Source organism: Streptomyces sp. NPDC107559, from assembly GCF_055657365.1.
The window spans coordinates 17887-35756 of record NZ_JBVKBD010000008.1 but is presented as its reverse complement, the minus strand read 5'-3'; the positions used below and the strand labels follow the sequence as shown (position 1 = coordinate 35756).

At 69.7% G+C, this 17870-nt stretch carries 15 protein-coding genes and 2 pseudogenes; 10 read left to right on the top strand and 7 right to left on the bottom strand.

The window, feature by feature from the left end:
• The first annotated feature begins 70 nt into the window (after positions 1–70).
• A complete protein-coding gene (locus ACZ7OY_RS23605) occupies positions 71–2500 on the top strand; it encodes an ADP-ribosyltransferase domain-containing protein (protein ID WP_471913177.1) in 2430 nt (809 codons plus the stop codon).
• 167 nt (positions 2501–2667) lie between these two features.
• The gene (hchA, locus tag ACZ7OY_RS23600; protein WP_471913176.1) at positions 2668–3546 is read left to right on the top strand and encodes a glyoxalase III HchA; all 879 of its coding nucleotides are present in this window, start codon (positions 2668–2670) and stop codon (positions 3544–3546) included.
• 47 nt (positions 3547–3593) lie between these two features.
• On the opposite strand, the gene ACZ7OY_RS23595 is transcribed toward hchA, so the two are convergent.
• A complete protein-coding gene (locus tag ACZ7OY_RS23595) occupies positions 3594–4346 on the bottom strand; it encodes a hypothetical protein (protein WP_471913175.1) in 753 nt (250 codons plus the stop codon).
• A gap of 240 nt (positions 4347–4586) precedes the next feature.
• Here ACZ7OY_RS23595 and ACZ7OY_RS23590 point away from each other — a divergent pair, with 240 nt between their 5' ends.
• Both ACZ7OY_RS23590 and ACZ7OY_RS23585 read left to right on the top strand, forming a co-directional pair.
• Positions 4587–5315 (top strand): FadR/GntR family transcriptional regulator, encoded by a 729-nt coding sequence (locus ACZ7OY_RS23590; RefSeq protein WP_471913174.1) that lies wholly within the window; start codon positions 4587–4589, stop codon positions 5313–5315.
• Between the two features lie 254 nt (positions 5316–5569).
• Positions 5570–6712, top strand: coding sequence for a DUF3103 family protein (locus ACZ7OY_RS23585; protein ID WP_471913173.1), 1143 nt, complete (start codon positions 5570–5572; stop codon positions 6710–6712).
• 132 nt (positions 6713–6844) lie between these two features.
• On the opposite strand, the gene ACZ7OY_RS23580 is transcribed toward ACZ7OY_RS23585, so the two are convergent.
• Positions 6845–7669, bottom strand: coding sequence for a hypothetical protein (locus ACZ7OY_RS23580; protein ID WP_471913172.1), 825 nt, complete (start codon positions 7667–7669; stop codon positions 6845–6847).
• Positions 7670–7799: 130 nt separating this feature from the next.
• Between ACZ7OY_RS23580 and ACZ7OY_RS23575 the strand changes: the two genes are divergently transcribed.
• The gene (locus ACZ7OY_RS23575) at positions 7800–8693 is read left to right on the top strand and encodes an endonuclease/exonuclease/phosphatase family protein (RefSeq protein WP_471913171.1); all 894 of its coding nucleotides are present in this window, start codon (positions 7800–7802) and stop codon (positions 8691–8693) included.
• Between the two features lie 15 nt (positions 8694–8708).
• Here ACZ7OY_RS23575 and ACZ7OY_RS23570 read toward each other — a convergent pair whose 3' ends face one another.
• Positions 8709–9383, bottom strand: coding sequence for a DUF4097 family beta strand repeat-containing protein (locus tag ACZ7OY_RS23570; RefSeq protein ID WP_471913170.1), 675 nt, complete (start codon positions 9381–9383; stop codon positions 8709–8711).
• A 265-nt stretch (positions 9384–9648) separates the two neighbouring features.
• Positions 9649–9744 (bottom strand): annotated as a pseudogene (locus ACZ7OY_RS23565) (NAD(P)H-dependent oxidoreductase); the annotation flags it as partial.
• Here ACZ7OY_RS23565 and ACZ7OY_RS23560 point away from each other — a divergent pair.
• Positions 9740–9901: pseudogene (locus ACZ7OY_RS23560) on the top strand (MmyB family transcriptional regulator); the annotation flags it as partial. The pseudogenes ACZ7OY_RS23565 and ACZ7OY_RS23560 overlap by 5 nt on opposite strands.
• 429 nt (positions 9902–10330) lie before the next feature.
• Here ACZ7OY_RS23560 and ACZ7OY_RS23555 read toward each other — a convergent pair.
• The gene (locus ACZ7OY_RS23555) at positions 10331–10702 is read right to left on the bottom strand and encodes a cupin domain-containing protein (protein WP_471913169.1); all 372 of its coding nucleotides are present in this window, start codon (positions 10700–10702) and stop codon (positions 10331–10333) included.
• A gap of 164 nt (positions 10703–10866) precedes the next feature.
• Complete coding sequence (locus ACZ7OY_RS23550) at positions 10867–12060, bottom strand: hypothetical protein (RefSeq protein ID WP_471913168.1); 1194 nt, start codon at positions 12058–12060, stop codon at positions 10867–10869.
• A 568-nt stretch (positions 12061–12628) separates the two neighbouring features.
• Here ACZ7OY_RS23550 and ACZ7OY_RS23545 point away from each other — a divergent pair.
• The 4 genes from ACZ7OY_RS23545 (at position 12629) to ACZ7OY_RS23530 (ending at position 16359) form a co-directional block, all read left to right on the top strand.
• A complete protein-coding gene (locus ACZ7OY_RS23545) occupies positions 12629–13006 on the top strand; it encodes a PaaI family thioesterase (protein WP_471913463.1) in 378 nt (125 codons plus the stop codon).
• On the top strand, positions 13003–13992 hold the full coding sequence (locus tag ACZ7OY_RS23540; protein ID WP_471913167.1) for an MBL fold metallo-hydrolase: 990 nt from the start codon (positions 13003–13005) through the stop codon (positions 13990–13992). The genes ACZ7OY_RS23545 and ACZ7OY_RS23540 overlap by 4 nt, the downstream gene beginning before the upstream one ends.
• 779 nt (positions 13993–14771) lie before the next feature.
• Positions 14772–15389 carry an RNA polymerase sigma factor gene (locus tag ACZ7OY_RS23535; RefSeq protein WP_471913166.1) on the top strand — a complete coding sequence of 206 codons (618 nt, stop codon included), beginning with the start codon at positions 14772–14774 and terminating at the stop codon, positions 15387–15389.
• The gene (locus tag ACZ7OY_RS23530) at positions 15382–16359 is read left to right on the top strand and encodes a CU044_5270 family protein (RefSeq protein ID WP_471913165.1); all 978 of its coding nucleotides are present in this window, start codon (positions 15382–15384) and stop codon (positions 16357–16359) included. The genes ACZ7OY_RS23535 and ACZ7OY_RS23530 overlap by 8 nt, the downstream gene beginning before the upstream one ends.
• A gap of 154 nt (positions 16360–16513) precedes the next feature.
• On the opposite strand, the gene ACZ7OY_RS23525 is transcribed toward ACZ7OY_RS23530, so the two are convergent.
• Complete coding sequence (locus ACZ7OY_RS23525; RefSeq protein WP_471913164.1) at positions 16514–17809, bottom strand: DUF1479 domain-containing protein; 1296 nt, start codon at positions 17807–17809, stop codon at positions 16514–16516.
• Positions 17810–17870 lie beyond the last annotated feature (61 nt).

Genomic DNA, 17870 nt, shown 5'->3' with positions numbered 1-17870 from the left:
GGGCTGCGTTGTCAGTGGCAGGGGATACGTTCGAGGTCTTGGAACCGCTGTTGCACAACAGGAGTGGACGATGACCGAGAGCACTGTGCTGCCCACGCTCAGGGTGGTACTGACGGACGTCAACGAGCATGTGGTGGAGGCGTGGCGCGCCGCGTTCGCCGACACCCCCGGTATCGAGATCCGCAAGGGCTCGATCCTCGACGAGGACGTCGACGCCTGGGTCACCCCCACGAACTCCCGGGGCCGGATGGACGGCGGGGTCGACGCCGTCATCAAGCGGTACCTGGGGTCCGGCATCCAGGTGCGTGTCCAGCGGGCGATCCGTGACCGGTTCGCCGGACCCATGCCGGTGGGCAGCGCCGTCTGCGTCCCGTCCGGCGCGACCGTCCCCCGTTACCTGATATCGACGCCGACGATGGTGCGGTCCTCGCAGAACGTGAGCGCCACGCTGAACGTGGCGCTGGCGTGCGCGGCCGCCTTCCAGGCCGTCCACCGGCAGAACCGGAAGAAGCCGGGCAGTATCCGGTCCGTGGCACTGGTCGGGTTGGGGGCGCAGACCGGCCAGGTGCCGGCCCGGGTGTGCGCCAACCTGATGTGGACCGGCTACACGCTCTTCCACGACCACTGGTTCGAGGACGACGACGAGCTTCGCTCCACCATCGTCTCCCAGCTCCACGGGATCGAGAACGCGCCCGTCGACCAGCGGGTACGTATCGTGCCGCCGACGACCGTCACGCCTGTCGCCCCCGCGCCGACGCCCGAAACTCCCGCTGCCGCTCCCACTCCCGCCTCTCCTCCCGCCACGACGAGCGAAAGCGCCATCGCCATGACCGGATCGACGACCGGCGTCCCGGCTCCGGGCCAGCCGCAGCACTCCCAGCCCCAGTCCCAGCCCCAGTCCCAGCCCGATATGAACGACCCCCTCGCCCTGGCCGAGCTCTTCGAGGGTGGCGGGGAGGCCTGGCTCCCGCTGCTGAAGCCGGTCATCGAGGCGCAGCCGGACGCCGCGCGGTTCATCGGCAAGGGCCGCAGCCACGAGGTGGTCCCGGTCCGCGAGCTGACGTTCCAGGCGCTCAAGCCGAACCCGCCGCACAAGTGGAAGGTCGTGGTCTTCGGCCAGAACCCGTATCCGCGGCCGGAGAGCGCCACCGGCATAGCCATGTTCGACAACACCTTCAGCGACTGGAAGGACAGCCAGTTCGGCCGCGTCGTCAGCATCAGGTGCCTCATCAAGGCGGCGGCGATGTGGAAGTACGGCATCGCCAAGAAGACCCCGATCGCCGACGTGCGGGCGCTGCTGAAGGAGCGGGACACGGTCCAGCCGCCGGAGTGGTTCCAGGCGATGCTGACGCAGGGCGTGCTGCTGCTGAACGCGTCGCTGACCGCGAGCGGCGACGGGGCGATGGGGGCCGACCAGCACACGGCGTTCTGGCGGCCGGTCGCCGAGCGGATCGTCGAGGAGATCCTCAAGGCCAAGCAGGACGCGCCCGAGGAGGACCGCGGCGTCGTGTTCGCGTGGTGGGGGGCGCATGCCCGCAGCCTGAAGCGGGTCGTCCTGCGGCTCCAGCAGAAGTACCCGGACGTCGAGGTCCGCCACCTCGACCACGCGAACCCGGCGGCACAGGGCGACATCTTCTGCGAGGGCGACCACTTCACCCAGGTCAACGACGCTCTGGCCTCGCTGGGCGCCGACGGCATCGACTGGCTGCCGAGCAAGGGATGGAACGAAACGGCCACCGGCGCGGGCGGTGCGGACGGCGGTGTCGCGGCGCGCATGGGCGCTTTCATCGAGTCGACCATGAACCTGCACCAGCTGTACCTGGAGCGCCTCACCGGCGTCAAGGACGAGGGCCTCGTCCTGCCGGCGATCACCGGTGTCTTCGACACTGCGCTGATGGACTTCCAGAACGCCGTCGCCCCGGCTTCCGCGGTGCTGTCCGGGCTCGCCGGACACATACGGCGCTCGCACGACTTCGGCAAGCGGCGGGCGGACCAGGAGGCCGGCGGCGGCCTGTCCGCCGACGCGATCGCCGCACTCCACCTCTACACCTGTGAGTCAGCCTTCTACCGCGAGATCAACAGCGTCCTGCGCTCCCCCGACCGCACCGGGCTGACGCCCTACCTGCCCTACCTGCGGCTGCTGTTCTCGGCGGTCTCGGAGCTGCCGGCCTACACGCAGCCGCTGTGGCGCGGGGTGTCGCTGGACCTTCGGGCGCAGTACCCGGTGGGCCGGACGGTGACCTGGTGGGGCGTCTCCTCGTGTACCTCCGAGCTGCAGGTGGCCAGGGCGTTCCTGGGCAGTCGCGGCAAGCGGACCCTCTTCGAGGTGACGCCGGCCCGGGCGGTCGGGATCAAGAGCTTCTCCGCCTTCACCGGCGAGGAGGAATACATCCTCACGCCGGGTACCCAGCTCAAGGTGACGGAGGTGAAGAGCGAGCCGCGCGGGCTGTGCACGGTCCGCCTGAGCGAGGTCACGGACGCCGCTCCCGTGGTGTCCTGAACCACGCCCCGTTCCGCCACAAGATCCACCTGCCGGGTCGAAAGGGGCGCGCTAGCATCGTCATGGATCATCTCGAAGGGACAGTCGATTCTGCCCCTCTCCGGCAGTGCGCCCCTTTCACCGTCACTGCCGAGACTTTCAGCCGCTTGTGAAAGCAGGTCGTCAGCATGCCTTCTGCCGCGGAAGATCTGAGCAGGGACCCCACCCCAGATCCGGCCGAGGACAACGCGTACTTCCCTTCACCGTATTCGCTGAGTCAGTACACCGCGCCGAAGACCGACTTCGATGGGGTGAAGCACAAGGGCGCCTACAAAGGGAAGCTGAAGGTCCTCATGGTGGCGGCGGCGGAACGCTACGTTCTGCTGGAGAACGGCAAGATGTTCTCCACCGGAAACCATCCCGTGGAAATGCTGCTGCCGGCTCACCACTTGATGGAGACGGGCTTCGACATCGACGTCGCCACGGTGGGGGGCTACCCGGCGAAGCTCGAACTGTGGGCCATGCCGGACGAGGACGCTGCCGTCAAGGCGACGTACGAGGCCCTCAAGCCGAAGCTCAAGGCGCCCAGGAACCTTGCCGATGTCGTCGAGAACGACCTCGGCGAGGATTCGGACTACGTCGCCGTCTTCATCCCGGGCGGACACGGGGCCGTGGTCGGTCTGCCGACCAGCGAGGCAGTGACCGGGACCCTGGACTGGGCGCTGGCGAACGACAAGTTCGTCATCACCTTGTGCCACGGGCCGGCCGCGCTGCTCGCCGCCTCGCTGGGCAAGAAGGAGTCGCCCTTCAAGGGGTACTCGGTCTGCGTCTTCCCCGATTCGCTCGACGAGGGACCGAATCTCGACATCGGCTACCTCCCCGGCCGCCTGCAGTGGCTCGTCGCCGGTCTGCTGAGAGAGCAGGGCATGCATGTCGTCAACGATGACATGACCGGCAGGACCCACCAGGACCGCAAGCTCCTCACGGGCGACAGCCCTCTGGCCTCCCACAGCCTCGGGCTCCTCGCGGCCGAGGCCCTGCTCCAAGAGGTACGGAACAACGGCTGACGCCGTACTCCGGTGCCCCGAGCGCGAGGCGGGGCGCTCGGGGTCCGTCAACGGCGGTCGGCCCCGAAAGCCTCACTCTCGCGCAGCACCACGAGTGCGAAGGCAAGGCGCTTGTCCAACCAGCCTTCCCGCATGACGAAGTACCACGTGTGCCTCTGGTTCGCTCGCGGACAGGTCAACACGGCTTCTCTGTACCCTCCGTCCGGGCCCCCCTCTTCCGCTGCTTCTGCGCCCACCGTCCAGACCACCGGCTTGGGAGCTGAACCGGAGTCCGCCACTTCGTCGGAGCCGAAGGACAGCACAGAGTCGACGACCCCTTCGAGGACATGCCCCACCCCGCGGCCCAGAGCAGCCCCTGGACCGCCTCTGGCCCAGTTACGGAGAGCCACGACGGGCGGATACCCGGGCTGTTCCATCCACAGGCTCTGCTGGGTGAGCCGCTTCGCGACCGGGGTGCGGCGGACCGAGCCGAGTTCAAGGCCGGCGGCGTCGGTCACCCGGTAGCGGTCGGAGCCGTCCGGGAGGACCGTGCACAGCAACAGTCGGCTGTCCTCGTCCTCGTACAGGCGGAATCCACCCTTCGACAGCGGCCGGGCCGGCTCCAGGGGGATGATGAAGACGCCGGGGACCATGTACTCGTCGCCTGCGCGTGTCCTCATGAACCGCACGGCGTGCGGGCCCTCGCCGCGCTTCGACCTGCGAACCGTGTTCCGCATCACGGTGCCCACCGTGAACCGAGTGATCTCGTCCCAGTGCACCGCCTCGAACGGCTCGTCGCGCTTCTGCCTTCCGAAGGCCATCCGCTTCCCCTCCCGGTCGGCCCGCATTCCTGTGCGTCGGTACGAGCGTCGGTACGAGGATACGAAGGCGGCTGTCCATCCCGGCCACGGGCAGCACGGATGCCCGCCCCTCCGTCGGCAACTCCCTTGTGATGCGAGGTAATTGACGGCGCAGACGGAGGCTGCTTCACTGTGGTGGTGGCTGAGCCACTCAACCAGTGAGCCGCCGCACCATCCGATTGCAGTCTCGGGAGATCCTCCGTGGCCGTCGACAGCATTCCGCGCCAAACCGTGGTCGACCTGCTCGAAGCACGGCTGCGTGAGGCCATTCTGAACGGCACTCACGAGCCCGGTTCCCTGCTGCCCCCCGAGCGGGAGCTGGCGGCCGGGTACGGTGTCACGCGCACCACCCTCAAACACGCCCTGACACGGCTGGAGAAGTCGGGTCTGCTGAGCACCAAGCACGGCATCGGCACCCGCATCCTCGACTATCTGCGGCTCGGCGGCGCCGAGTTGCTCCCCATGCTGGCCGCGCAGGACCCCGGCTGGCTGAGGGAGATCTTCGAGGCACGCCGGCACATCGGCATCCTTATCGCGGGCCGGGCGGCCGTCCGGCGCACGGCGCGGCAGGCCCGGCGCCTGGAAGAACTGCTCCAACTGGTGGCCGACGCCCCGGACGCGGCCACGATCCAGCTCGCCGACGTGGAGGTGCACCGGGAGCTGGCACGCGCGACCGGCAACCGGGTCTACGTACTCCTCACCAACACGTTGTTCAACGCCTACCTCCCCGTGCGGGCTGCGCTGCGGGCGCCGTTCGAGGACCCGGCACAGGCGTGGAAACGGCTCGCGCCGGTGGTGCGCGCGGTCGTCGACCGGCAGAGCGAGGACGCTCAGCGCGCGGCCGAGGTGTATCTGCGCGGCACCGAGAAAATCATGCTGAGTTCACTGGAGCACGACCGCCGACGTCCGGCCGACAACAACTCCTGCTAGCCCGGGGCCTCTTCGGCCGCGCGGCCCGGCGTCGGCCGACGCGGTGGTCCGTAGCCATCTGTTCATGCACTGATTCTACGCGCGTCATATGTCATGAACCGGCTAACTAAATGGTTCATGGTGCCGACCCTGCCGGCCGGCACCGGGTGCGCAGCCCTGACACCACCGGCTACCGGCAAGACCCGGAGCCGCCCACCCCACAGACGGCCGCCCGCCCCCGCGGTGCGGCACTCACCGACAATCCAAGGAGCAAGGTGAGCAGAGCAAGCAAGCGTCGCGGCGCCCTCATCGGCGTCATGCTGAGCGCGGTCATCGGCGGCAGCGTCCAGCCGGCCATCGCCTCGGCGGCGACCGCCACGGACAGCCCGGCCACGGCCCAGCAGAAGTCCCCGGTCCGTGACATCGAGAACCAGATCGCCCGGTCGCTGGCCTCGTCGCTGCACGACTCGCAGTGGCGGGCGCAGGTACGCACGGCCTCGCTCGCCACGGACGAGGTGGACCTGCAGGCCCTGGCCGGCAAGTCCGCCGGACCCGCGGGGCGGAAGCTGACCGCCTCGGTCTCCGCCGCCGACCGGCGCCTCGCAGAACTGAAGGGGCTGCCTGCCTCGACCGGCTCACTGCTGCGGGTACGCCTGGGCGCGCCCTCCATGCGCGCGCATCTGAAGACCGACACCACCCCCTGGGTCGCCGTCGCGGCGACGGACGATGACGCGAAGACCCTCACCGCCTACGACAGTCAGGGCCGCGCCCACACCGTGAGCACCGCCCGCGTGCCCGACCGTCCCCTGTACGTCCTGGACATCGACGTCACCAAGGCCCACCGGGCCGGACTCGCGGTCCTGGACAAGGCGTTGGCCGCCAAGGGCCTCACCTCGCAGGCCGGCCTCGCCAAGGCGCAGGACACGGGCGGCTGGTGGGCCACCAAGGTCGACGCGATCGAGGTGAACGACGACGAGGAGCCCTGGTTCAAGGGCGCCGCCGAGATGTTCTCCCTGGTCACCGGTTTCGGCCTGGACGGCAAGGCACGCGTCGACTCGGTGGACATGCCGTACCTGGACTACGACGGCACCACCTACTACCCGAACCAGATCCTGGTGAACTGGTCGAACTACAAGTACAACCTGGCCGACGTCGTGATGATGGAGGACGACGACGGCACCAACTACCGCGCGCTGGCCACTGCCATCACCACGGCCCTGCTCACCGTCACCGACCAGGGCACCTACATCCCCCTGGTGAACGCGCTCCTCAGCGCCATCCCCGACTCCTGGTTCACCGACGACCCCGACTACGTCGAGTCGTGGTACACCCTGGCCAAGAACTCCTCGGGCCGTCTCAACGGCGCGTCGGGCAACGGCTGGATGACGGTCGAGCCGTACTTCGTCGAGGAGCTGTGACCCCACCCGCGTACCAGCACGACTGACCGGCGGGGGTGCCGGGAGATCGAGGCCCTGCACCCCCGCTCCCGTCCCCGGCATCGGGTGCTGCCGGGTTCGGCCGACGTGCCGTGGCTGTGGCCGTCAGACCCTTCAGCGGTGGGCCGGTTGCAGGCGCTCGATGCGGTCGAGGTCGCCGGCGAGCAGGTCGCGGTGGCTGATGGTGAAGTCTCCGTTGGGCAGGACCTGCCCTTCGCCGTAGCGCCGGCCCATGACGGCGGAGGGCAGGAAGGTGCGCAGACGGTGACGCATGTCCCCGGGGTAGTCGACAGGGGTGCCCCAGTCGGCGGAGGCTTGGTCGGTGGACAGCAGGACCCAGTGGTCCACAGGTACGTCGGCGTCGAGGTCCGGCGCCTTGCCGGTGTGGCTGTCCAGCGCCGGCACGGTCAGCCGATCGGGATCGAGGGGCGCGTACCACAACAGCAGGGGCTTGGCGCGTTGCGCGTCGGCGTTGTCGAAGCAGCACACAGCGATGGTGTGGTCGGGGAAGCGGTCGGCGTAGAAGGCCAGAAGGTCCGGCTCGAGATCGGGGCGCCGGTGCGGCGGCACTTGCTGGAGCGCGGCAAGGACCGCGGTGGGGTCGTGCGCCACAAGCACCGTGTAGACGTCGTGGTCGAAGACCTGGACCGTCTGCGGTTCCCCACTCATCCAGGCCATGCCGTCGTCTGTGGCGGCGCCGCGTTCCACGGCGGCCACCATACGGTGCAGAACGTCGCCGTCGCGCCCTGTGGAGAGGAAGTGATGGGGGGTGAGCTGCCTGGTGGGCAGGTGCAGCAACATGGCGTTGGGGCCGTCCGCCAGGTTGACCGCGGTGTTCTGGTAGCCCAGGACGTGGACGAGGCCGTGCACCTGGTGGTGCTGTCGCCCGCAGTAGACGATCGTGCCGGAGAACGCGGCCTCGCCTGTCGAAATGCACATGCCGGAAAGGTATCGCCATCATCCGGGCGGGACGGATACCGCACGGCCCCTCTGTCGACCGACCGGCCCGCCCCAGTAACCTCGTGCGAGGAGACGTCAGATGCCATCGGGTGCCACTTGCGAGGAGGCGATGGTGTTCGGAAGCGGCACGCGGTTGCTGGCGGCCTCGATGACCGTGGCCTGCGTGGTGCTCGTCGGCCCCAGCGCGCCCAGCGGCGCCCCCTCCGCCAGACCGCTGCCCGCCGGCGCCGCCGCAGACGTCGTGTCGAACCGGGTCATGACGTGGAACCTCTGCAACCCCTGCGCCCGGAGCAACGTCGACCGCGCGGCGGAGATCGCCACGTACGCACCCCAGGTCGTCGCCCTGCAGGAAGCGTGCGTACGTGACGTCGACAGGATCCGGGACTATCTGGAGAGCTTCTACGGGCTGGTCTACCACGTCGAGTACGGCATGGTCCTTCGCAGTTGGAGCCGCTGCGGCGGAGCACCATGGAGCCCGGGAGCCTTCGGCCAGGCGGTCCTGTCGGCGGCGCCGATGACGGATCGCGTGAGCGTGGAATACCCCGACGGAGGGTCCGAGGACCGCGGGTACATGGCCGTCAGCACCGTGGTGGGCGGCAGGTCCGTCCGGGTCTTCGCCACGCATCTCGCTCAGCGACGTCAGGAGGCGGTCCGGGCGGACCAGGGCCGCGTGCTCGCCGCGGAGATCGCCCGGTACGACCGCGCGATCGTTCTCGGCGACTTCAACGCCGTGCCGGACGCGCCCGAACTCGCTCCCCTGTGGTCGCTGGCCGCGGACGCGGACCCTCAGTGCCGTCCCGCGTCAGGAGGCGCCTGCAAGCCGACCACCGACTGGCAGAGCAAGTTCGACTACATCTTCCTGCGCGACGTCGTCCCGCTCGCACAAGGTACGCACCCCAGCCCGTACTCGGATCACCACCTCGTGTACAGCGACGTCGACACCTCCCGAGGCCACTTGAGCGGATCGCCGTCCAGCACGGCGGCGGGGTTGCTCATCCAGTGATCTCCGGTGGATGTGTCACAGGCTGCCGGCGGTGATGTCGCCATAGGCGGTGGTCGCCTTGACGGTCAGACCGGCGCCGGCGGTGCTGCCGGTGTTCGTCAGGGTGTTGTGGATCCTGCCGTAGGCGGTGCCGGCGTCCAGGGTGGCCGAGACGCCGCGGGCGGCGCCGACGGTGATGTCGCCCTGCTGGGTGCTCAGGGTGAGTGTGCCGCCCGCGGCCTCGGTGATCGTCAGGTCGCCCTTGAGGGTGCTGATCTCGCCGGAACCGTTCAGACGGCCGACCGAGACGGTGGCGTCCAGACCGGTGAGGCGAATGCCCGCCGCCTCGTCGAGCTCGACCGGTCCGTGCGCACCGTCGAAGACGACGTCCCCGAGGCGGCCCACACCGCGCAGTTCGGCGGCAGCCGACTTCGCCTCGACGCGGGAGCCGGCGGGCAGTTGCACGGTCACCTCGACCGAACCGATGTTGCCGAGGATGCGGTTCTTCGCCTGCGGGGCCTCGATCCGCAGGACGCCGTCTTCGTGGGCGATCCGGACCTGTCCGGCCGCCTTCACGTCACGGCCCTTCGAAGCGTCCGCGGGCCGGACCTCGACGGTGGTGGTGTCGCGGTCGGCGGCGATGAGCTGAATGCGCCCGGCCGGGATGTCCAGGACGGCCTGGACGGGGGCGGGGGTGGCGAACTTCTGCATGATGCACTCCTTCGACTTGCTGTTTCCGATGAGAGAAACGCTACGTTGCATTCAGACATCAGGCAACATGCATGTTGCACAACTACGGCATTCTCCCAGGCAGATGCCGTGATTTCGTTGCAACGATTCTGAACCTAAAGCAACGAGCATCACCGGGAACGTTGCATTGAGTTGAGAGTGAACGCACTGGCTCCGCCACGAGAAGGGCGCACCCCGGCTCGTCCTGTTCAGCGCCGGCGGTCAGCCGCGCACGTGCAGCCCAGCAGAGGATGCCGTGATGGATGGCGAAAAGCAGATCGTCGACGGGGCCGTTGATCCCGCGAGCGGCGTAGTGCGACTACGGGCCGCCGGCGGTCGTGCTCGCCGGGAACCGCCTCGCCGGACTCCTCTTCGGCCGGCGGCCGATGCCGGGCCTGAACACCGCCCGGCACATCTTCCTCGAGGAGGCCGAGCGCGGTCTCTACGCGCACTGGGAGAACTGCACTCTCGACGTGGTCGGGCACCTGCGCCTGCTCGCACGCCTGGGCACAGACAGCCTCGCACGCCCGGGCATAAACAGCACAGACACCCATCCCACGCTCGATACCCAGGGCCGGGAGCCACTCCTCGACACCCGCCCACCGCCGGGAACACCTCACCGGCCCCGGTCCGTGCCGCGTCTCGTACGTCTCGGACGTCCCACCGAGGGTGAGACGGTGCAGATGCGAGCAGGAGACGGCGGCACGGTTTCACCGGCCGCCTTGTTGAGGAGGCGGATCTTCTCCGTGGTCTCGAGGCCGCCGGCGCGCAGAGCCACTTGCAACAGGGCTGTGCCCAGGCTGTTCTGCGCGTCCGTCAGGTAGGCGAGCGAGACACCCTGCCGTTTGAACCCGCCGGGGTGGTGCCGTCTTCGGCGAATGCCACCGCGCCGGCGCCTCCCATGACGGTGAACGCCGCAAGAACGAAAGTCAGCCAAGGGGCTCGGCAGCCCGGGTGAGCGGGCCGCCCGCGTCACCCGTGTTGAGGACCCCTGCCGGTTCCAGCAGCAGGATGGCGGTCTCCTCCTCCGCCACGGGGCAGTGTTCGACGCCCCGGGGAACCACGAACAGCTCACCCGGTTCGAGCACGACGTCCCCGTCCCTGAGCTGGATGGTGAGCCGGCCGCTGATGACGAGGAACAGTTCGTCGGTGTCCTCGTGGGTGTGCCAGACGAACTCGCCCTTCAGTTTGGCGAGCTTGACCTCGTAGTCGTTCAGATCGGCGATCTTCTTCTGCGCCCAGAGCTCATCGAACAGCGAGAGCTTGTGGGCGAGGTTCACGGCTGCATGGGGTTCGGTCATGTGACCAGCGTGCGGCTACTGCTCTCCCCTGGTCTTGTACGTTCCTTGCATGACTGGCAGTCAGCTCCGGACGCGAATCAGCGTCTGGCGGGCGCTCGGGTGATCAGCCGAGCACAGGCACCTCCCGTCCTGGCCGGGCGGGAGGTGCCTGGGCTGCCTGCGGGTCAGGCCCGCGTGCGGCGGCGGCGCAGAGCCACGGCGCCCAGTGCGCCCGCGCCGGCCAGCACGAAGGCACCGGCGGCCGCGGCGATCGTGGACGTCCCGCTGCTTCCGGTCTCGGCCAGCTGCGTGCCCGCCCCGGACGTGCTCGAGGTCGCGGACGGAGTCGGGGTCGAGGAGGAGGAGGAGGGGGACGCGGAGGCGGTCGGGGTCGGGGTCGACGTGCTTCCGGCGGAGCCCGCCGGAAGTACCGTCAGGGTCGCGCGCTCGCCGCAGAACGTGGTGCCGCGGAACGGTGTCGACCCCTGGTTGACGAATACGCAGGACTGCACGGTGGCCTTTCCGGCGGGCGTGTCCTTGCGGTACGTCACCCGGACCTTGGCGACCGTGCTGCTGTGCGCGGCAAGGGAGGCGTCCTTGCCGATCACGTCGAATCCGTACACGTCGGCCTCGGCGTCCGAGGTGACCGGCGTGAGGGTCTTCCAGGTCCCGGAGCGCAGCACCTGCACGGAGGCGTACCTGTTGGTGATCAGCGTGTCGGTGACGTTCTCATACCCCGAGGGGGTGGGGTTGGTCACCGTGGCCTCGAAACCGACGGCAGGGCCGCCGGCGGTCACGGTCGCGGGGACGCCGGACAGCGCGGTGCCGAGGCCGTCGACCTTGATGGTGTCGTCGTCGGTGTCGGAGGCCGCTCCGGAGGCGCCGTGGGAGACGAGAGTGGTCAGCTTCAGCTGCTGGGTCCCGCCGTCGCTGTCGCCGTTGTGCGGGGTGCCCATGGGTACGCCGATGCGCAGCTGCACGGTGCGGGACTGGCCCGCGGCGAGCGCGAAGGTCTCGGGGATCTCCCCGGAGAACTTCCCGTCGGCGTACGTCAGCGGCACCGTCTTCCACTCTGTGCCGCTGAGCTGGTACTGGAGGCTGACGGCGTTCGGCGGCAGGCCGGCTCCGCCGTCGATCCGGTAGATCAGCCGGGTCGATGAGGAGTCGTAGGCGCCGGTGTTGGAGACCTTGGTGGTGAAGGCGACCGGCAGGCCGGCCAGTCCGACCTCCGCCGGCGCGGCGGTGGCGACCGCCAGCGTGGGCGGCTGCGACTCGTCCGCGAAAGCGGCCGGCGCGAGCCCCAAGCCTGCGGCGGCCAGCAGCAGGGCCGTCCCCGAAATCGCCACCGACGTACGGGCCTTGCGTGCAAGCGTGTTCAACGTGTCCCCCGGTGCATGTGTCGCGCGGTGTCGCCGCGCTCGGTCGTCAGGCAATGTGCCGTTGTCAGGCAATGTGCCGTCGTCATGCACAGTTAGACCCCCCGGCCCGGCAGCCAGTTGTGTTGCGTAGTGTGACAGTTCTGTCACCAGAGCCACCGACGCTCCCGCCACTGAACGGCCGCAGCGCACCGGCCGCTTCACCCTGCCTCTTTACCAGGCACAGCCCCCAGGCCCGGGCCTCGATCAGTACGAGGGCCGAGTCGCGGCCGGGGCCGCGCACGAGGGCGCCGCTCGGCCGGCTGCGACGCTTGCCCAGCACTGTGAAAGCCTGCGGCGATGCCTACCACCGGCGACCGGACAGCCGATGCCGGAAAGCCGCCAACCTTGATCCGGGGCGGCCGTCCGCGCCGGACATGGAACGCCCGGCCGACTGAGAACCCGTCCCGCTCCACCCGACACGGATCCGAGGGAGAACACGTACGTGGCAGACCGGACGCAGCAGGAACACGAACAGGCAAGTCCCGCGGTGCAGAAGCGTGTCCAGGACAGCTTCGACCGACAGGGCCTGATGTCCCACCTCGGCGCGCGGATCACTCACATCGGGCCCGGCCGCGTACACATCGTGCTCCCGGCCCGCCCCGAGGTGACCCAGCAGCACGGTTACGTCCATGCGGGCGCCACCAGCGCCATCGCGGACAGCGCCGGCGGGTACGCCGCGCTCACCCTGTTCGACGAGGAATCCGACGTCGTCACCGTCGAGTACAAGATCAATCTCCTCGCGCCCGCCGCGGGCGACCACCTGGAGGCGATCGGGACGGTCCTGAAGTCCGGACGTACGCTGACTGTCTGCCAGTTGGAGGTGTACGGCGTCCGGGCCGACGGCGCCCGCACGCTCGTCGCCAACGGCCAGCAGACGCTTTTCCGTCTGCACAGGCCCGCCGAATGAGCCGCCCCCAGCCGCCCGCTCCCGCCCTGCCGTCCTGGCTGACCTGGTGGCAGCGCCCCTTCCCCGACGCCAACACCCTCCTGCTGCCCGGACGGCAACCAGCCTTGATCGACAGCGGGTTCGTCGGGCACGCGCAGGAGACCACCGCCTGGGCCCGCTCGCACGCCGGGGACATCGACCTGGTCGTGAACACCCACTGGCACTCCGACCACGTCGGCGGCAACGCCCTCCTCCAGGCCAAGGGCGCCACCATCGCCGCCGGAGCCCCGGAGGCCGAGGCGATCGGCAGGCGGGATCCCGGCTGCTGCGCGGCCGAGTACCTCGACCAGCCCGTCGCCCCGTACACCGTCGACATCCCGCTCGACGACGGGCAGGTCCTTCGCCTGGGGGACGCCGACTGGCAGGTCGTCCGCACCCCTGGGCACACCCCCGGGCACCTGGCTCTGTGGCAGCCGGAGGAGCGCCTACTCGTGGTCGGCGACGCGCTGTCGGACTACGACGTCGGCTGGGTGAACCTCGCGCTCGACGGCCCCGACGCGGCGGCCACCGCGCTCAGCTCCCTCGAACGCCTCGCCGACCTCGCCCCCCGAGTACTCCTTCCCTCCCACGGACCGATCCCGGCCAACGCCGACGCGGCGTTGGCCGCCGCTCTGCACCGCGCCCAGCGGCTCGTCGACGACCCGGACGGGGCGGTCTGGTACGGCGCCCGCCGCATCCTCGCGTTCGCCCTGATGATCCGCGACGGCATCCCGGCCGACGAGATCGAACCGTACCTGCACGCCCGGGCCTGGCTGACCGACGCCGCCCGGCTGCTGGACCTGGCGCCCGAAGCCCTCGCCGACGACCTGGTCACGGCCATGCGCAGCAGCGGAGCCGTCGTCGTGCGCGACGGCCGGCTGCACGCCGCCGCGGACCACACTCCCGTGGCGCCCGAGACACTGTGCGTGCCGTACCCGCACGCCTGGCCGGGCGTGGAGCCGCGTTGAGCACAGGGCGGAGAGCGGGATCCGGATCTCAGTCGGGCAGGCCCCAGAAGGAGCCGTGCAGGCCGACCTCGGCGAAGTAGGCACTGGCGGCCGCGGGATGAGGAAATGGGCCGCCTGGCCGCCCTTCGGGGGTGCCGCTCGGCCGACCACCCAGGCATGCGGGGTGTCGCAGGCGGGACAGCGGGTGGCGACCAGCACGTCGGGCTCGTCCTTGAGCATGTGCGGCAGGGCGAACGAGTCCCAGGCACAGCCGCCCCACCACAGGGTGTGCGCGCCCATGACGGAAAGGCCGAGCGGCACGGAGGCGAACGGGTGGGCCATCACGACGTGGTCGCTGTCCTGCGGATCCAGGACCAGATCATGACGTGTGTGAAGGGTGCGCAACTCCTGACGTACCTGGTCGGGACCGAGCCGGGTGAGTGCCGCGAGTTCGGACAGGCCCGGAGCCCGGCCGGTACGTGCGAATCCGTGGTAGACGGCCAGGCGGACCTTCTCCGTCGCGTCAAGGCCCATCGGTGCTGTCGAGGCGTTCTCGGTCATTGCTGCGCTTCCTTGGCTGATCGAGCCGATGGGTCCAGCGTGCGCCTTGCGGACGGCGGGGGCTTGAACGCTCGTGCACGACAGCACGAGGACGGCTGGGATGGGAACCGCTCGACGCACTCGCGCTGCACGTCGAGGGGCACGACCGGCGGCCGAGGGAACTCAGCGGGGGCGAGCGGCGAAGGAGTGGTGAAAGCCCAAGCCTTCGAAGCATGTTCCCTTGAACGAGAGGAGCCCCGATGACCGTGGAGCCAGGCGTCCGCACGGGGGCGGAGAGCGATGCCTCGGTGATTGCGCGGTCCCGGGACGAGCCCGAAGCGTTCGCCGTGCTCTTCGACCGGTACGCGGATGAGGTGCATCGCTATCTGGCCCGCAGGCTCGGTGGCGAGCCGGCCGACGACCTCATGGCAGAGACCTTCACCACCGCTTTCCAGCAGCGGCACCGGTACGACCCCTCGCGGTCGACGGGGGACGGTGCCCGGCCCTGGCTGTTCGGTATAGCGACCAACCTGGTCGGCCGACACCGACGGGCCGAGGGTCGCCGGTTCAAGGCCATGGCCCGCGTCCCGGCTCCGGCCGATCACGAGGAGCCGCTGGCCGACCGTGCCGCGGCCCGGGTGGGGGCACAGGCCGTACGCCGTGAACTGGCGGCGGGGCTGGCCGCGCTGTCCGCACGGCACCGGGACGTGCTGCTGCTGGTGGCGTGGGGCGGTCTCGGCTACGAGGAGGTGGCCCAGGCCCTCGATGTCCCCGTCGGCACCGTCAGATCACGGTTGCACCGGGCTCGCGGCAAGCTACGGGAAGCGCTGGGCGGATCCGACCCGACGACACTGCGAGAGGTACCCGGCCATGACTGACGAACTCGAACTCCTGCGGGACTGGGACACGGACGCCGCCGCGCTCACCGACCCGGCCCGCGCGGAGGCCCGCCACCGGCTGCTGAACACGATTGTGCGCGCGCAACGGCACTCCGACGCGGCGCCCAGCCGACGCCACGCGCTCCGGCTCGCGACCGCCGCGGTGGTCGCCGTGGCGGTCACGGGAGGGGCGGTACTGATCGCCGAGGGCGGCGCCGACAGGGGCGATCGCTCCGACCGCGTATCGGGCACGGCGACCCCGAGGATGAGCAACGTCGGCGCCGTCACCGTGCTGAACGGGGCGGCAGCAAAGACGGGCCGGAACGAGAAGCCCGTGGCGCCGCGCGACGACCAGTTCATCTACTCGAAGCGGATCATCAAGGAGACGGAACGCGGGAGCGGCGCGGTCAAGACCTACGAGGACGTGAACTGGGACTCCGTAGACGGTTCCAAGCGCTCCTTGACCATGGAACTCGGCCGGGTGATCTGGGAGGAGCCCTTGAAGAGGGGCGAGGGCGTGTGGCCGCCCCGGGAGTGGAGCGAGCTGAAGAAGCTGCCCACCGACCCGGAGAAACTCATTCCGGTCATCACCGACCTCGGTTCGTCCAGCAGGTCGACGAGCGACTTCAGCGAAATGGACTGGTTCGACGCCTACTTCATGCTCGGTGAGCTCCTGAAGTGGCCGGTGCTGCCCCAGGGGCTGCGTCCCGCCGCGTACAAGGCGCTGGCCCTGGTGCCCGGTGTCGAGGCGATCCCGGGGGTGAAGGACTCCGCCGGGCGCACCGGGGTGGGGATCGCGTGTCCCAAGAGTCCGCTCGCGGAGGGCAAGTACCTCATCTTCGACCCGAAGTCCTATGAATTCCTGGGCTTCCGCGACGAACGGACCTCGGCGTCCGGCGACAAGACCTACATCCAGCTGTCGCATGTGGTGGAGTGGGCGATCGTCGACCGGATGAAGGAGCGCCCATAGCCCGATTGTTCCGTTGTTCCGTTGTTCCGTTGTTCCGTTCGGGCGCTGCCGTCGTCGGTACGGAGCCGTGGAAGTGCCTTCCTGTCCCCGGAGTCCGGGCGGAGGGCACTTCCACGGCGTGGAGCATCCGTTGCGAACGTGCGTGGTGGCGTCCTCAGTCGAGGGCGAGGCCGCGCCGGCCGGTCTCGTTGAGCTGGTCGGCGGTGAAGCGGCCGGTCCAGGCGCGCTCGTAGTGCTCCTCGGGGAAGTCGCCGGGGCTGGAGCCGGTGACGAAGGCCTCCCGGACCTCGGCGGCATAGCGCTCGTTGCGGGCGCACCAGGGAGCTGCGGGGACGTACATGACGTTGCCCCAGCCCTTCTGGTCCTGCACGGGGGCGACGCTGTGGATCATGTCGCAGTGCCACCACACGGAGTCGCCGGCCCTGACGTCGGGGATCGGGGACAGGGCCCGGTACAGGGCGGGGTGCCAGCGCTTGGTGACGGGGAAGACCTGGTTGGTGCGGACACCGCACATGGAGTCCTCGGGGACGTCCGGCAGCAGGGGGCGCAGCAGCAGGTAGGCCATGATCTCGGGAATCGGGACGGTGTGCAGGACGCCCTGGTCGTTGTCCATGTCGGACAGGGCGGTCCAGCCCTGGAAGGTGCGGAAGGCCGAGCACATCGTGGAGCCGGGGTACTGGGGGCCGGTGGTGCGGTGGGCGGCGTCCCACGGGTCGTACTGCTCGGCGGTTCCGTCGAAGAGGTGGCGGAACGCCTTCTGGTACTCCGTGGTCATCCACAGGTCCAGGGTGCCGGGGTCGCAGTGGGTGCCCAGGCCGGAGGAGTCGGCGCCGGGCGGGCGGCGGCGGATGCGGTCGGGGTAGAGGGCGTCGCGGTCGGCGTCGAACCACTGGGTGCCGTCGTCGCCGGTGTCCTTCCAGAAGGAGTTCAGGAAGGACTGGACGGTGGCCATGCGGTCGGACTGGCGGGCCTGCATCTGGGCCTGGGACCAGTAGACCGGGTAGATCTCGGGCTTGGAGCCGACGCTGCCGAAGAAGTCGTCGCCGGGACCGGTGTAGTTCTCGAAGAACTGGTTGCGCTCGACGTAGTCGACGATGTCGGCGTCCCAGGCCAGCGCCTGTTCGCGGGGGAAGTGGCCGCGCACGACCAGGCAGCCGCGCTGCTTGAGCTTGGCCGTCTGCTCGGGGGTGACCGTGCCGTTCTCGATCGCCTCGTAGCCGAGGACGGGCCAGACCTCCTCGCCGCGGGCGCGGTCGGCCTCGATCTCACGGATGCGGGCCTCGACACGGGCCTCGACCGCGGCAAAGACCTCCGCCACGGTGCGGCCGGAGGACTCGATGCGGGCCCTCAGCGCGGCCTTGATCTCGCGGATGGCGCCGGCCAGGTCGTCGGGCGTGGTCTCCCAGTGCGGCAGGCCGGTGGCGGGGTGGGTCTCGGTTGCGTGCGTCAACGCCCGACTCCTTTGATCAGGACTCCTAACTAATACGACCGTAGGCGCCCGTGGCCTTTTA